The sequence below is a fragment of the Bacteroides bouchesdurhonensis genome (genome assembly GCF_900155865.1).
Taxonomy (GTDB): Bacteria; Bacteroidota; Bacteroidia; order Bacteroidales; family Bacteroidaceae; genus Bacteroides; species Bacteroides bouchesdurhonensis.
The window spans coordinates 3,808,260-3,822,705 of record NZ_LT707006.1 but is presented as its reverse complement, the minus strand read 5'-3'; the positions used below and the strand labels follow the sequence as shown (position 1 = coordinate 3,822,705).

Here is a 14,446-nt window from a genome sequence, read left to right as displayed (position 1 = left end):
ATTAAGAATTTTAGATATGACAACAGAAACTGAAATATTACAATATTTGCACTATCATCCGCTTTCAAAACGTATGGAGATAGGACATGCTGTCACTACAGAGATAAGCGAACGTACCTTAAAGCGTGTCATTGCAGACTGTGTGGAAAAAGGGTATATCGAGGTGGTCGGTAAAGGACCGGCTACCAAATACAAACTCACTCCTCAAGCTCATGTGACCATGCCACTCAGTCTTGATACTTATTTTGACAAGGATATTGATGAACGCACGGTCCAGGAAAGTTTTAACTTTGACCTGATACGTGACATATTGCCGAATGTACGTTTGTTTACAGACGATGAGCTGGCGTTGTTGCATGAAGCACAGTCAAAATTTCGTTTGCACCTTTCGGAAATGACGGATATTGAATATCGTAAGGAGATGGAAAGGTTGGGTATAGACCTGTCATGGAAATCCTCACAAATCGAAGGTAATACTTATTCATTACTTGAAACGGAACGTCTGTTGAAAGAGAAACAGACCGCTAACGGAAAGACCAAAGAGGAAGCTGTGATGCTGCTTAACCATAAGGATGCTCTTGACTTTATCCTTGATGTACCGGATTATCTGAAAGAAATATCGTTAACTCGTATAGAGGAAATCCATGCGCTGCTTGTTAAGGAGCTGGGTGTCGAACGCCATATCCGTCTTAGGCGTGTCGGTATAACCGGAACAAATTATCAACCGCTTGATAATGAATTTCAAATCAGGGAAGCCCTTGAAGACAGTTGTCAGCTTATTAACGGCAAGAATGAAGTGTTTGAAAAGGCTTTGTTGGCTCTTGTGCTCCTTTCCTATATACAGGCATTTTCTGACGGCAACAAACGCACGGCACGCATCATAAGCAATGGAATTTTGATTGCCTACGGCTATTGTCCTATCTCATTCCGCAGTGTAGATTCAATTGACTATAAAAAAGCAATGCTGATGTTCTATGAACAGAACAATATTGCAGCATTCAAACAGATTTTCATTGATCAGTTCCTGTTTGCTGTAAAAACATATTTTTGAAATTACAGAAATCTATTGATTATTAAACGGAAATCTTACCTGATGCAGGCTGGAGCATAGCATGGTAGGTTTGTCGTTTTTTTGCATGTTTCATTCCATTGCCACAGAGAGAAGCAACAGGGTTTCACTTCGCTCCACTCAGTTGTTTCTCACAGTGTCAATGAGGTTGGAAAACATATCTATAAATGATAACTTGCTCGATGGTTCTACCGAACGCAGGCTGACGCTTGCAGAAGTAGAGCCATCGAATGGTTTATACAGTTAGCTCACAGATGTTGGTCACCACTTCGACTTTTCGTATTTCATGCGATGCCGGAAGTGACGACCTTTTGGGAGATGTGCCATCCGGTTTGCTCCGTGTCTTCGACATCAAGCAAAGCCCGGCTGATAGGCTTTTGCTACAAATGGAAGTTTCAGTCCATTGCCACAGAGAGAAGCAGCAGGGTTTCACTTCGCTCCACTCTGCTGTTTCTCACAGTGTCAATGAGGTTGGAAAACATATCTACCAATGATGACTTGCTCGATGGCTCTACCGAACGCAGGCTGACGCTTGCGGAAGTAGAGCCATCGAATGGTTTATGCAGTTAGCTCACAGATGTTGGTCACCACTTCCGACTATTCGTATTTCATGCGATGCCGGAAGTGACGACCTTTTTGGGAATGAATGTGCCATCTGGTTTGCTCCGTGTCTTCAACACCAAGCAAAGCTCGGCTGAGTGGCTTTGGCTGCGAATGGAACTCCAATCCGTTGCCATAGAGAGAACCTGCAAGGCTCCACTTCGCTTCACTTTGTAGGTTCTCACAACGGCAACGGTTTTCGGGTAGCTCATCTTCAAGATGGTCAGAATACTGGGTTACGCGGACTTTCTGAGGAATATATTTGAGATGACCTGTTAGAACTAATTCTTTCCCTTGGAATCCTAGTCGGGAAAGTCTTGAAAACCGTTGGAGCTTCTTGGTCCAACTCGTTTTATACGTGCAAAGGTACTGCGGACGGGAGAAACGTCAAGTGCCGCTGACGCTTTCGGACTGAGGACTTTCCGGCAGCCTTCCGCAATTTGTGCCAAATTGGGTATTCCGTAAAGTCCTCGGACCTCACACTTGCCTTTTTCTCCCTGTTGTCCGCAGTGAGGAACTGCACGAAAAAACGGTTTTCCCGACCAAGAAGCTCTAAAGGGCTTCACAAGAGGGAGAAGAATCGGAATCGCAACCATCTAAATTGTTTTAACTATGGATTATCCCGAATTATCCGGAGCTACCATCTCCGAACGTGACAAGGCTTTTGCACAAGAGTTCGCCAACTTTGTAAATGGCAGTATGTGTTCACCTGACCAGACTGGCAGGGAACTGACCAAAGCTCACCGCTACCTGCAACAGCAGATGTTCAAGGTGTTCCTCGGCTTCATGAAGCAGCTGGCACACAACTATCAGCAGGGAAGATACGATGACCGCAATGAGTGGGCATCACGGCTTTCTGCAGAAGCCTATCAACGGCTCATTGAGTGTGACTTGATTTTTGACCCCGAATTTCCAACCTCTAAATGACAGGACTATGGATGAATATGATTTTCCCGAATATGGCAGACAATGCGAGTTGATAACCCCTTGGCGAGGCTACCACCGAGGAACTATCGTAGCCCTCTCTGAACATGGTTTTGTGGTTCAGTTCAGCAGTGGTGCAGAAATAGATGTTTATAAAGACGAAATAATTTTGGATTGATATGTGCAGACTTATGACAACGCAGTTGGAGGAAGCCTTGAAAGGCTTTCCTCTCTATTCTCAGGACGGCAAGGGAAAGGACGCTATTTGCCGTGCCATCTTTGCGCTCGGTGGTGTGCGGTGGTTCATTCTTGAAGGTGAAAAAGAAGGAAACGACACTATCCTCTTCGGTATCGTCATCGGACTGATGGAGGACGAGTACGGCTACATTTCCTTGAATGAACTTTCGGACATTGAGTTGGATTTGACCAAACAAGGCTTCGGCAAGCTGCAAGTAAGGCAGCAGGAAAACTTCCATCCGGTGCCACTGAAAAAGTTGCGTGACAGCCGTTTGCAGGAGTTCCTTGCAAGAATGGGTTATTGAACGTATGATTTGTAACAAGAAAGTGACCTGCCATATCCATCACGGACTTGGCAGGTCTGTATGTAGCTTTATGTCTTATGAGAAATAAAAATGTATTCAGCATTGCAGCCTTGCTTGGCTGGACTGTTTCTGTAAAGTATGTAGATGGCAGTCTTTTCTTTGACTTCCATCGGAAAACCTTGAGCGGTGTTCCGTTTTCCTTCACCGCTGAAATGAAAGATAGAAAGTTGGAGAACCTTATCAAGGAGATTGAATCCTTTGTGGATGCCATTGATCCTGAGACTTGTGCCGGGGAATGGATGATTCAGTCAGGTGCTATGGCTCCTTCCCGGTATCAGCAGGCGGTAAACGACATGGATGCCATCCGGACTGATGCGTGGCTGCTGGCTTGCGAACTGAGGGAAGCTGACGGAAAGTCATTGCTGATAGGCTTGCCCTGGAACCAATGGAACTGACCCCCACATCCTGCTACTATTCAAAGACAGCCTTCTACCGAGATGTACTGTCTTTGAATTTGCGCCCTTTCTTGGGGAGACCTGCCGCTTTATAGGCAAGCAAGTCGCTTCCCTGAAATACGATGCCTCTTTTATCGGTATGGATCCGGATAAAAGGAAGCGGACGTTCCTCATGTCTGATGTAGTCATAGATGGTACACCGGTGGATGCCGAGGAAGATACAGGCTTCCTTCACAGAATATCTTTTTTCCGGGAGTATCACAATCGTTTGTATTTGCTGTATATAGTTCATAAGTATTCTTTTGGGTGTAAAGTTACTCATGCAGGTCCATTCTTGCAATAGGTAAAATCTTTGATAATGAGGGATATTGTGATGTTTTGAAAGACTTTGTATTACTCATTACTTGTTGCCAAGGTGAGTTCGGTCTTTCCTGAATGATTTATATGGGAATGACTTGCGATTTCTGTTTATGGGATGTATAAGTTCAGAAACAGGATTGGTATAGACGGTGACAGTTCTATTTTATCATCTCTGCCTGCGAGGATATTTTTTTGCAAAGGTATTGCTGTCATCACCAAACGTCAAATCCCTTGCAGAAAATCTTCCTCAAACAAGTTGAGCGTATTTTCTGCCCTGAATTTGCCTTATTGGGCTGCCAGCACTCTGATAAAAGCAAAAAATATCCCTTCGGACAAGCTGAAAAACAGCAAAACAGAAGGGAAAAAATCAGAGCGTATGGCACAGATTGACAATAACCTCAAGAAGCAGTTGGCAAAACCTCAGACATGGTTCTGCAAGTATTTTCCCAAGCGTATTCGCAACGTCGGTGAAAAGGAAATTGCCGACAGACAGATGGTGTACGATTTCAAAGACGGAAGAAGCTTTGAAGCGGTAGCGCAAATGACCGCAGCAAACATGCAGGAACAATACGGTGAATCCTGCAGGAATATTGTTTTCGTTCAAGTTCCGGCATCCACAAGTCCAAAGAACGAACTTCGTTACAAGGCTTTTTGTGAAAGGGTTTGTGAACTGACCGGAGCTATCAACGGCTATGAGCATGTAAGGGTAATCGGCGTACGGCTTGCCATTCATGAAAACCGAAAGATAGAAAAGGAAATCCGCAAAGTGCATATCATCGATTTTGATGAAGATTGGTTCAGTGGAAAATCCGTAGTGACATTTGATGATGTTATCACTCGCGGCATCACATGGGCTACCTATGCTGACCAGTTGGAGAATTTGGGCGCACATGTTATCGGGGGCATCTTCCTGGCTAAAACTCACTATAAAGTAAACAGACAATGAAACAAAGATTTACGATAAAGGAGGCTTCCATAGCCTTTACAGGGCATCGGAATATTGCACCCGAACAGAAAGATAAGGTGAGAGAACGGCTCAGAAAGGCCGTTTCTCTTGCTTACAAGGAAGGAAAGTACCAATGTATCTGTGGGATGGCTTTGGGTTTCGACATGCTCGCAGCGGAGGAAGTTCTTTCCCTCAAAGCTCGCCTTCCTTATCTGCAACTGATAGCTGTTGTGCCGTTCAGAGGACAAAGCAGCCGTTGGGACTTGGCAGAACAGCAACGATATGACCATATACTTGTCAAGGCAGACAAGGTGATTGTGTTGAGTGATACCTATTATAAAGGATGTCTGCTCAGACGAAATGACTTCATGCTGCAGCATTCAAACTATGTGATTGCCTATTATGACGGAAAACAGAAAGGAGGGACTTATTATACTTGCCGTGAGGCTCGGAAGAGGGGGATGACTGTCGTCAATCTCTTTTAATGCCAAACATTTTGCTGATTCCGACAAAAACTGCTAAAAACATTTTGCTGATTTCGACAAAAACCGCCGAAAACATTTTGCTGATTTCGATATATTGTGTATTTTTGTAATCAAATAAACTCTCAGTATATGTCCGAAAAAATATTCAAACGCAAAATTTATGAAAGAATGCTCCAATGGAAGCAGGAAAGTGATGGACAGACTGCACTTTTGATAAAAGGTGCACGTCGAATCGGAAAATCAACCATTGCTGAGGAGTTCGCCCGTAGAGAGTATGACTCCTATATCAACATCGATTTTTCAATAGCTGATGCAGCAGTCAAAGAATTGTTCTCCCATATTTCAGATTTGGATTACTTTTTTCTGCGGATTCAGTCACTATTCAATGTTTCATTGCATGAACGAAAATCGGTTATCATTTTCGATGAAGTGCAACTGTATCCACCGGCCCGACAAGCCATCAAGCACTTGGTTAAGGACCGGAGGTATGACTATATTGAAACAGGGTCACTTCTTTCCATTAAAAAGAATGTGAAAGGAATCGTGATTCCGAGTGAAGAAACACGTATCTCTATGTACCCGTTGGATTTCGAAGAGTTTTTATGGGCTGTCAATAAATCCCAAACCTACGATTTGATTAGATACTCATACCAAAACTTAAAATCATTGGGTGATGCTGTCAATCGTGACCTTATGCGTAATTTTCGTCTTTACATGCTTATAGGTGGTATGCCGCAGGCCGTAAATGCTTATTTGGAATCGAATGATTTTTCAGCCATAGATGCGGTAAAGCGTAATATTCTCGAACTCTATATTGATGATTTCCGTAAAATAGACCCGACAGGACGTGCTTCACGCTTGTTTACTTCAATACCTGCAGAACTCTCCCGAAATTCGAAGCGTTATCAGGTGGGAAGCGTGATTGAGAATGCAACTGCCTCCAGACTGGGTGAGTTGCTGATGGATATGGCGGATTCGATGACAGTAAACTTTTCCTATCATGCAAATGACCCCAGTGTAGGTTTTTCCCTTCATGCCGATTATGATTGTTTCAAGTTGTTCCTTGCCGATACAGGACTGTTCGTTACACTCGCTTTTATGGATCGCGATTATACAGGAAATGTGATATACCAGAAACTTCTTTCGGATAAGCTTGCTGTGGATCTGGGGTATGTATATGAAAATGCGATAGCCCAGATGCTCAAGAGTGCCGGCAATGAATTATTCTACTATACTTTCCAGGAAGAAATAGTCAAGGACGAAGACGGAAACAAGACTGTCCGTAACTATGAGGTGGATTTCCTGCTTTCCCGCAAAGATAAGATATGTCCTATTGAAGTGAAGTCCTCCGGATACAAGTCCCATAAGTCGCTTGATGTTTTCCAGGAGAAATTTTCTTCAAGAATCCTGCAAAGGTATCTTCTCTACACAAAAGATGTAAGAAAAGACAAGGATATTTTCTGTTTGCCTGCATACATGACGGGATTGTTTTAGATGAAGACCCATGAGTCTGCTCACGGGTTATTTATAGATGACACAAAGCGGAATCCTTATCTGAAAACCAAAGATAGAATTTCGCTTTGTGTCTTTTTTCTGAAAACAGACTTGGACTGGTGTGGTGGGAGTCCAAGTCTGCCGGTTGTTTCAGAGGGTGCATAGGACATGCCAGCAATCAATGATGGATTGTCCGGAATACTTAGGCCGATAGACATTGCCCGGATTCAGCGGTTTGATATAGCCGCTTTCCCTGTATTTCCGGAGTGTCTTGTAGCTTATGCCCAGCTCGGCGCATACACGTTTGACGGAATAGACCCCGTTCGGGTCGCATGTAGGTTTCATTTCTCTCATAAGCATTAAATTGTTAGATTGACTATTCCCAATAGCGGAAGCATCAAGGCTGGTAGTTGTTCGAACTGTCCTGATTCAGCATACCGTTCGTTTTCATGTAGCTGATGTAGCTTTTGGCTGTCCTTTCCTTGATGTCCATCGCCTGCATCAGTTCGGTTACGAGTTCAGTGTACGTGATTTTCTTCCGGCTTCGGAAGATTTCTTTTATGATGCCCTGCAACTCTTCTTTTTTCCGTTTCTCCTTGTCTTCGGCCGGCTTTTCACCGGCAGATACGTGCATGTCCTTCTGTTTGTCCCATGTGAAAAGCAGCATGGGTACATCCAACGGACTGCCGTCACGGACTTTGATTGCCTTGACTACGGAATAGGCAGGATTCTCATCCTTCTCAATAGAGAGGATGGCTGCCGCTTTTCTCTGCAGCTCCGAGCCGATGTGCCCGCGCAGTTTTATTCCGTTGGGCACAAAATGCAGCACACAGATGATGCAGGTTTTGTAGATTCCGGCCAGGCGGTACACTTCATCCACAATGGCAATGCTTTCCGCTTCATCATTGGCCGAACGGATAAGGTCTGCAATGCCATCCAGTACAACGAGGTGGATTCCTCCGTGCCGGTGGTAATACAAATCCATGCTGTCACGGATCATGCTGATACGCTCTTTTCTTGACATAGGGGCCAGATAGAACGTATGGTAAAAATCCGGTGGTGCAGGTAATCCGATACGTTTGATTGTCTTGCTCAGATTCTTGAATAACTGAAACTCAGACTGCTCGGTATCATAGTGCAACACGGCCTTATCAGAGTAGTTTGGTGAAACTTCAAAGCCAAGCGTATCGATGTTTTGTGTGTCGTCAGCAAGTGTACCTGCAATCAGGGCTGATACGAAATTGCTTTTTCCGGTACCTTCACCACCTGTTATACATAGAAGGTTGTCGTAGGTACCAAGCGGTACCCCGTTGACGGAAACCACTGTTTTGGAAGATTCGGGAGGATTGTTGTAGTCCATTTCGCAAGATTTTAAAAGCATCATAGTTTGTGAGTAAAGCTTCTCCAGCATGGAGGTAATCAGTACCTGAAAGTCCGCTGCACTTTTTCCGGAAGCAAAGTAATCGGAAATATCCTTGTCTCCCTTTGCTCCGGATATAGGCAGTTCCATTCTGAGTACATGAAACGAGGACAATTCATCCATGCGTCTAGCAGATTCTTTCCGGCCTGTATCGTCCATATCGTACAGAAAGACAATATGACGGAACTTACGGTCAAACATCTCAATCAGTGAAGTGGGTATGGCGGCCGTTTCACTGTTGAAACAAACGGCATTGAATCCTTTGGAGGCAAGTGACATTACATCCTTTTCTCCTCCGGTGATAAAAACCATGTCCCCCTTGTTGGGTAGCTGTTCCAGACCGAAACAGTACACCTCAGGCATCTCTCCTCCATAAAAGAACCGCATATTCTGATTTCGAGGCCGGTATACCTTGGTAAATCCCATGCCCATGTAAGCAAACATGGGTTCTGTTGCAGATGAACTGATTTTATAAATTTTATCGGAACGGTTGTAGCCTTCAAATGACTTTAAGGAATGTACATTGTATCTTTCCAAAGTATCCGGCTTGATTCCATATTGCTGCCAGTATGCAAGTTCAGCAACTGAAAAGGGTTTAACCTCTGTATGGTAATCCTTCCTTATTGGATTGTCATTGTCATTCATAATGATACGTTTTTCTACTGCCTTTTTACGAGCAGGCATATCGTTGCTTCCTGTGTGGACTATGGTGATGTTCAGGTCCGATACAATACGGTTGATGATAGCGACAAAGTCTCTTTTCACGTCCAATCCGTAAAGCATGCCGACGAACCAGAAGCAGTCTCCCGAATATTCGTTATTTCCGAAATCCTTCATCTTGAACACTTGGGCATGCCGGTCATAATAGATATTGCATGAAGCAATCCGGTCTTCGTAGAGCGGATTCCTGAAATTTTTTCCGGGTCTCACCGGAAAGTTGATGTAATGTTTGAACACGGCAAGCCCGCGGCCTGTACGTTCCAGTATATCTTCCTTGTCTATCATTTGGTTTCAGTTGTGCATTTGTTCAGAAGAATCCCGTCTTTATAATCAGACAGTCGTTTGAGTGCTTCCTCCTTCGCCATACCCGGAATCTTTATGCGGAAACACTTTATTGCCATGAACAGGGAACTGTATGAAAAACGTACGCCACCGGTTTCGGTATATCTGAAACTGATGGAACCTCCTTTCCGCCATCTGTACAGCGTAGATTCTGAGATACAGAAGATGGTCATCAGATCCTTGGTGCTTATTTCCAAGGCATCGTCTATATCACGATACAACTCTGTTGTACGCTCCACGTAGCTTTCAATCCGGTTGAGCTGTTCAACCAGTTTCTGAAAAGCAATGCTGTCTATCGTTATCACTTCCATACTATTTGTTCTTTAGGTTCTTGATTTGCAGATTGTCTTTTCCCAATATGTCAAGGTATTCTTTCAGCTGTTGCGGGCTGGAAACGTTGATATTGAGGTTGATCCGGCAGTCTTCTTTACTGCGTCTTTCCTCTGGGGAAAGTAAATCGTACCAATTCATGTCCAAAGCCTTGCAAATGTTGTTGATTACATCAAATCTTGCCTTGGTTTTACCGGTCTCAATCTTTGAAATTACAGAGGCACTAATGCCCACTAAACCAGCTACATACTCTTGTGAAAAACCTTTCAATTCACGTTGCTTTCTTAGCATTGTTCCTATATTTTCCATAAATATAAAGTTAGTAGCTTCTAAGCGGCAATTATCTTTCCCAAACAAGCAAATTCTTGTCTCTTGGGCACAAAATATTTCCGTAGAAGCAAGTTCAACAAAAAATTCAGGGAAATAATATAAGAGACATAAAATCAACAGGAACAGTAGTGAATTGGCGTCAAAAAGTGCCATTAGCATCACTATAGGAGCTAATGGCACTAATTTACCTTCAACTATTTCCGAATAGGAGATAGTCAATAGGTAAGGCCTGTATAAACTATATTTTGAAAAGCATAAATGTCTCAAGAAAGCCTTTTCACAAACATCTACATGATTTCTTCGGCAAAGCCTTCCGAATAATACAGATATTGTATGGTTTCAAATGATTCGCCATAACCGGGAAATGACTGATATAAGTTTTTGGTAGTAAGATGTTGTTTGTGAATGTAGTCATTGGTGCAATGCCACACACAGTCTCCGTTAGTGCAAGGTGCAAGCCTATATATATAAATAGGCTCGCACCTTGCACTAAAAAGTGTAGCAGTGGAGTGGCTGAAAATATTTATTATAAAGCATTTGGCAATGTGTTCGTTTTTTAGTATCTTTGAACCGTGATAAAATGATGGCATAGGCATTCAAAAGGGTTTCAAAAAGCCTTCAGAAATGTGCTACAATTTTGCTACATTTGTTCTTTACCTTGATGTTATAACGCTGATATACAGAGAGAATAGGCTGACAAGTTCAGAAACCTGTCTCTCCGCAATAAATGCTGAAAATCAGCAAATTGTGAAATAAACACCCAATTTTACACCCAAGAATGTAAAATTGGGTGTTTTTGCATTATTTAAGATTAGCTTTATTGCAGTTATATAAAGGTAATCAAGGGTCAGTCCGAAAATCCTGTGGGTATGTTAAATCTACACAGTTAGTTTGCATAATCTAAAAATAAAGAAAGGTATATCTCCGACTCCCCTAAACTGTGCTCTGAAGGCTTTGATTTTTGCATTGAATGATTCTGCAAATGCATTCGTTTCCCTGTTAACGAAATAGTTTAGTATTGTTTCATAATAGTTCTGCATGGTATTCGTTACGGTTCTGAAACATCCGTATCCAAGCTTTTCTATCTTATTGTACCACAAGGCAAGCTTTCCACGTGCCACATTCTTGTCATAGTGCTTATTATATATATTGGTCAACTCTATAGCCAAGTCGTAAACTGATTTCAATTCCGGATACTGTTCGAATATGATTTCCGCACGTATTCTTTGGGATTCAGTCCATTTGCTAAAATGCTTGACAAGTAGATGTTTAGCCCTGGCCAGCAACTGCTTACGGGTATCGCCATTGGCATATCGAAACGGAACATACTCTATACCCTGCTCCCTGCACCGCTGAATTTCATCGTTCTCTAAATCCCGTGCCATCCAGCGATAAGTAATCCTGAGTTCATCAATTGCCTCATAAAAGAGCTTCTGTACATGAAACCGGTCATTGGTCATAGTGGCGTTGGGAAAAGCCGTTCGGACAATCCGCATCATGGTCGGCGAAAGATCCAAAGTGACCTCTTTGACCGTCTTGCGCTTGGAGACATGAATCATTTCAAGCACCTTGATGACGTCTTCAGACTTCGTGCCACGTATCATGGCCACAAGGGTGCCTCTGCCACCACGCCCCGCACGGTTAGTGACAACAGTATATAATTCTCCGCAGCTCAAGGAAGTCTCGTCAATACAAAGGCTGGGACCCAGGTTCTGCTTGAACAGGACATAGTCTGTGGCATGGTCCAACTGGTCCCACTCTCTGTATGCGCTGATAAACTCCTTGTACTGTGAAGCTAGCTGTTTACCGTTTACCCCATAAGCATCTGCTATGGAGCTTATACTGGCCGCCGTAGTTTCAATCTTCTTCTTTTAAAAAAGCAACGAACTCAGGAGTGAGTTTCGTCCCTTCGGCAGTAAGATCATCGTAGGTATAGGAAAACGTTTCCCCGCTAGCCTTGTCATACCAGCGGCGACGTCTTACGTGGAGATAAACCGGTTTGCCACGAAGAGGAAAGTCCTGGATAACTTTCTCATCTGTAAAACCATGTGAAATCACAGTTCCACTCTTGTAATCGGAACGTTCCAGGTAGTTCTTTTCATCAAGCCAAACTTCGATTTTGGCAGAGTCGTCATGCCAACCGGAAATCTCAAAATACTCCATTAAAACTTCGGGGAAGATGACTCGTAGTAACTTATGTAGGGTGCGACTAGAATTCATTGGATTGTTGTTGTTAAAATCTAACCGCAAAGATAGATTACTTTCGCGTATTAACATAACATACCCACAGGATTTTCGGACTGACCCGTAATCAAGGATCAACGTAAAAACCTGAGGGATTTTCATTTTATGCATATAACCTAGTTAGTCTGTATAAAAAGAAAGCCTTATCCCTAACTCCTCTAAACTGTGCTCTGAATGCTTTGATCTTAGCATTGAACGACTCTGCTGCAGCATTGGTTGCTCTCCTTTCAAAGAAGTTGATAATATTCAGATAGTGTGTTTGTATAGAACGTGCCACCCTTCCAAATGTGAGGAAACCTGACTTATCCACTTCATCATACCACCTTGCAAGCCTTGTCAAAGCAATATCCTTAAACTTACACTGATGATAGATTAAACCTAACCGCATAGCCAGATAATATCCTTTCTTTATATCGGGATATTCCTTGAAGAGAATTTCAGCTCGTATTCTTTGAGACTGGGTCCATAATGACTCCTTCTTGTAAAGCAGATAAATACTTCTTGCCAGCAATTGCTTCCTTGTATCTCCATTAGCGAAAACAGGGGCATGATACATCTTTCCGCAGGCCTTTGCATAAGCAATCTGAGTGGATTCTTCATCCAAAGCCTCCCAGCGAGCTTTCACACGCATCTCCTGAACGGCTTCATAAGCTAATTTCTGTACATGAAAACGATCGGTAACACGCTTGGCCGCAGGAAAGCAAGTCCGGGCAATCTGTTCCATATTAGGAGCCATATCCAAGGTTATCTCACGCACCTGGTAACGGCGACGACGGGATAACTTAAGCAAAACAGAGGTGACTGTACAGACATCCGTACCCTTAATGATAGCGATAATACTACCTTTACCACCGTGAGCTTCTTTATTGATCAGTACAGTATAGAGTTCTCCACGCGAGAGAGCCACCTCGTCAATGCAGATATAAGCACCGATATTCTTTTCGAACAACAACCAATCCTCTGCATGGACTAGTTGATCCCAATTAAGGTAATCGCTTAGATGGTTACGGTATTGACGCTCCAATAATTCTCCGTCAACTCCATATAAAATCCCTAATAGCTTGCAACTGATCGGATAGTTATCAATATAGTTCTTTTAAAAAAGACGCAAAATCTTGCGTCAAACGAGTGCCTTCGGCTACCATACGCCAGTTACGGCAGATATACTCATTACTCTTTTTTAATATCCAGCGACGGCGACGAATGTTAAGGAAGACCTTCTTGCCACGAAGGGGGAAGTCTTGAACGACAACAGGATCATAGAAACCTTTGCTTTCTGTATCCTGATCGGAATACTTCTGGGGAACAATATTCTTCTCTTCAAGGTAAATAACAACTTCATTCACGCTTTCCTTCACATCAACAAGGTCAAAGTAATCCAAAGTGCCTTCAGGAAGAAGAAGGCGATAACCGTTTAATTCCATAATCAATTAATTTGGAGGCAAAGATAACAATTTAGAATTTTAACCCCTCAGATTTTTACGTTGATCCGTAATCAAATGGAGTTTAGTATACTATCATTTGACTACCTTTTTTGATTTATTCTATGATGCCGGGTTTAGGGATTATGTGCATAACGAATCGTTGGTTATCTTTATTCCCTCTAATATCAGGTTGAACTCTAAATTTACTTGATTGTCCACTTCCTGAAATTAGAACCTCACAATTGCCAAGTGAATCGAACTCAATACCATTACTTGACCAGAATTTAATTAAAGCTAATGCTCTTTCATAGCTAAGCTCATAATTTCTTGTATAATAATCTTTTGATGATTGTCCTTCTATGATAAGCATATATTGAGCTTCTGGAATTTTGCTTTTGGCACTATTCATAAAATGGGCGATTGCCAGACCTGCTTTTAGTAATTTATCAAGTTGCTCTTGCTCTATATCATAAATATTAGAACTATAGGTATTAAAAGATACTTCAATGTCTTTTAATGTATGCCTCTTAAATTGCTCATCGTATGCGAAATACTTATTATCTATCTCTTTAATAGAGTTATTTAGTTCTTCGATTTTTCTGAGCTGTTCTTCTTTAGCATTTACCTCTTTATCTAATTGGTCATTAATGCCTTTCATTTTAACAACGCACACTATAAATAAAACAAGCATAATAAAAAATAAGCTTGTCATGAGGTCAGAATAACTTAACCAGAAAGTGTTACTTCTGTTTCTTGGCATA

20 protein-coding genes are annotated in these 14,446 nt (G+C 42.5%); 9 read left to right on the top strand and 11 right to left on the bottom strand.

Annotated elements, in window-relative coordinates:
• The first annotated feature begins 16 nt into the window (after positions 1 to 16).
• Both CZ225_RS16460 and CZ225_RS16455 read left to right on the top strand, forming a co-directional pair.
• Complete coding sequence (locus tag CZ225_RS16460; protein ID WP_071122435.1) at positions 17 to 1,051, top strand: Fic family protein; 1,035 nt, start codon at positions 17 to 19, stop codon at positions 1,049 to 1,051.
• 248 nt (positions 1,052 to 1,299) lie between these two features.
• The gene (locus CZ225_RS16455; protein ID WP_071122434.1) at positions 1,300 to 1,563 is read left to right on the top strand and encodes a hypothetical protein; all 264 of its coding nucleotides are present in this window, start codon (positions 1,300 to 1,302) and stop codon (positions 1,561 to 1,563) included.
• Between the two features lie 408 nt (positions 1,564 to 1,971).
• Here the strand turns inward: CZ225_RS16455 and CZ225_RS16450 are convergent, their stop codons facing one another.
• Positions 1,972 to 2,265, bottom strand: a complete 294-nt coding sequence (locus CZ225_RS16450; RefSeq protein ID WP_129585820.1) for a hypothetical protein — start codon at positions 2,263 to 2,265, stop codon at positions 1,972 to 1,974.
• Positions 2,266 to 2,281: 16 nt separating this feature from the next.
• Between CZ225_RS16450 and CZ225_RS16445 the strand changes: the two genes are divergently transcribed.
• The 4 genes from CZ225_RS16445 (at position 2,282) to CZ225_RS16430 (ending at position 3,590) form a co-directional block, all read left to right on the top strand.
• Positions 2,282 to 2,596, top strand: coding sequence for a sulfide:quinone reductase (locus tag CZ225_RS16445; protein ID WP_070613100.1), 315 nt, complete (start codon positions 2,282 to 2,284; stop codon positions 2,594 to 2,596).
• A 7-nt stretch (positions 2,597 to 2,603) separates the two neighbouring features.
• Complete coding sequence (locus tag CZ225_RS16440; RefSeq protein WP_070613098.1) at positions 2,604 to 2,771, top strand: glyoxalase; 168 nt, start codon at positions 2,604 to 2,606, stop codon at positions 2,769 to 2,771.
• A 1-nt stretch (position 2,772) separates the two neighbouring features.
• A complete protein-coding gene (locus CZ225_RS16435) occupies positions 2,773 to 3,135 on the top strand; it encodes a hypothetical protein (RefSeq protein ID WP_032839926.1) in 363 nt (120 codons plus the stop codon).
• A 77-nt stretch (positions 3,136 to 3,212) separates the two neighbouring features.
• Positions 3,213 to 3,590: a hypothetical protein gene (locus CZ225_RS16430; RefSeq protein ID WP_071122433.1), complete on the top strand. Its 378-nt coding sequence runs from the start codon at positions 3,213 to 3,215 to the stop codon at positions 3,588 to 3,590.
• Positions 3,591 to 3,624: 34 nt separating this feature from the next.
• Here CZ225_RS16430 and CZ225_RS16425 read toward each other — a convergent pair whose 3' ends face one another.
• Positions 3,625 to 3,882 (bottom strand): helix-turn-helix domain-containing protein, encoded by a 258-nt coding sequence (locus CZ225_RS16425; protein ID WP_032839925.1) that lies wholly within the window; start codon positions 3,880 to 3,882, stop codon positions 3,625 to 3,627.
• Between the two features lie 444 nt (positions 3,883 to 4,326).
• Here CZ225_RS16425 and CZ225_RS16420 point away from each other — a divergent pair, with 444 nt between their 5' ends.
• From CZ225_RS16420 to CZ225_RS16410, 3 genes are all read left to right on the top strand, one after another.
• A complete protein-coding gene (locus CZ225_RS16420) occupies positions 4,327 to 4,896 on the top strand; it encodes a phosphoribosyltransferase (RefSeq protein WP_077155863.1) in 570 nt (189 codons plus the stop codon).
• Positions 4,893 to 5,381 (top strand): SLOG family protein, encoded by a 489-nt coding sequence (locus CZ225_RS16415; RefSeq protein ID WP_071122432.1) that lies wholly within the window; start codon positions 4,893 to 4,895, stop codon positions 5,379 to 5,381. Before CZ225_RS16420 ends, CZ225_RS16415 begins: the two co-directional genes overlap by 4 nt.
• A 129-nt stretch (positions 5,382 to 5,510) precedes the next feature.
• The gene (locus tag CZ225_RS16410) at positions 5,511 to 6,875 is read left to right on the top strand and encodes an ATP-binding protein (RefSeq protein ID WP_071122431.1); all 1,365 of its coding nucleotides are present in this window, start codon (positions 5,511 to 5,513) and stop codon (positions 6,873 to 6,875) included.
• Positions 6,876 to 7,025: 150 nt separating this feature from the next.
• Here the strand turns inward: CZ225_RS16410 and CZ225_RS16405 are convergent, their stop codons facing one another.
• The 9 genes from CZ225_RS16405 to CZ225_RS16365 all read right to left on the bottom strand — a co-directional run bounded on the left by CZ225_RS16405 (position 7,026) and on the right by CZ225_RS16365 (position 14,445).
• The gene (locus tag CZ225_RS16405; RefSeq protein ID WP_070613127.1) at positions 7,026 to 7,229 is read right to left on the bottom strand and encodes a helix-turn-helix domain-containing protein; all 204 of its coding nucleotides are present in this window, start codon (positions 7,227 to 7,229) and stop codon (positions 7,026 to 7,028) included.
• Positions 7,230 to 7,272: 43 nt separating this feature from the next.
• Positions 7,273 to 9,300 carry a bifunctional DNA primase/helicase gene (locus tag CZ225_RS16400; RefSeq protein ID WP_071122430.1) on the bottom strand — a complete coding sequence of 676 codons (2,028 nt, stop codon included), beginning with the start codon at positions 9,298 to 9,300 and terminating at the stop codon, positions 7,273 to 7,275.
• The gene (locus CZ225_RS16395; RefSeq protein WP_070613087.1) at positions 9,297 to 9,668 is read right to left on the bottom strand and encodes a DNA-binding protein; all 372 of its coding nucleotides are present in this window, start codon (positions 9,666 to 9,668) and stop codon (positions 9,297 to 9,299) included. The genes CZ225_RS16400 and CZ225_RS16395 overlap by 4 nt, the downstream gene beginning before the upstream one ends.
• A gap of 1 nt (position 9,669) precedes the next feature.
• Complete coding sequence (locus CZ225_RS23720) at positions 9,670 to 9,996, bottom strand: helix-turn-helix domain-containing protein (RefSeq protein ID WP_234983069.1); 327 nt, start codon at positions 9,994 to 9,996, stop codon at positions 9,670 to 9,672.
• Between the two features lie 899 nt (positions 9,997 to 10,895).
• Complete coding sequence (locus CZ225_RS16385) at positions 10,896 to 11,849, bottom strand: ISAon1 family transposase (protein ID WP_449374843.1); 954 nt, start codon at positions 11,847 to 11,849, stop codon at positions 10,896 to 10,898.
• Between the two features lie 25 nt (positions 11,850 to 11,874).
• Positions 11,875 to 12,237 carry an ISAon1 family transposase N-terminal region protein gene (locus CZ225_RS16380; protein WP_077153107.1) on the bottom strand — a complete coding sequence of 121 codons (363 nt, stop codon included), beginning with the start codon at positions 12,235 to 12,237 and terminating at the stop codon, positions 11,875 to 11,877.
• 127 nt (positions 12,238 to 12,364) lie between these two features.
• Positions 12,365 to 13,333, bottom strand: a complete 969-nt coding sequence (locus CZ225_RS16375; protein ID WP_449374844.1) for an ISAon1 family transposase — start codon at positions 13,331 to 13,333, stop codon at positions 12,365 to 12,367.
• Positions 13,334 to 13,343: 10 nt separating this feature from the next.
• A complete protein-coding gene (locus tag CZ225_RS16370; RefSeq protein WP_077153136.1) occupies positions 13,344 to 13,685 on the bottom strand; it encodes an ISAon1 family transposase N-terminal region protein in 342 nt (113 codons plus the stop codon).
• A gap of 115 nt (positions 13,686 to 13,800) precedes the next feature.
• Positions 13,801 to 14,445: a hypothetical protein gene (locus CZ225_RS16365; protein WP_007758894.1), complete on the bottom strand. Its 645-nt coding sequence runs from the start codon at positions 14,443 to 14,445 to the stop codon at positions 13,801 to 13,803.
• Position 14,446: the final 1 nt, after the last annotated feature.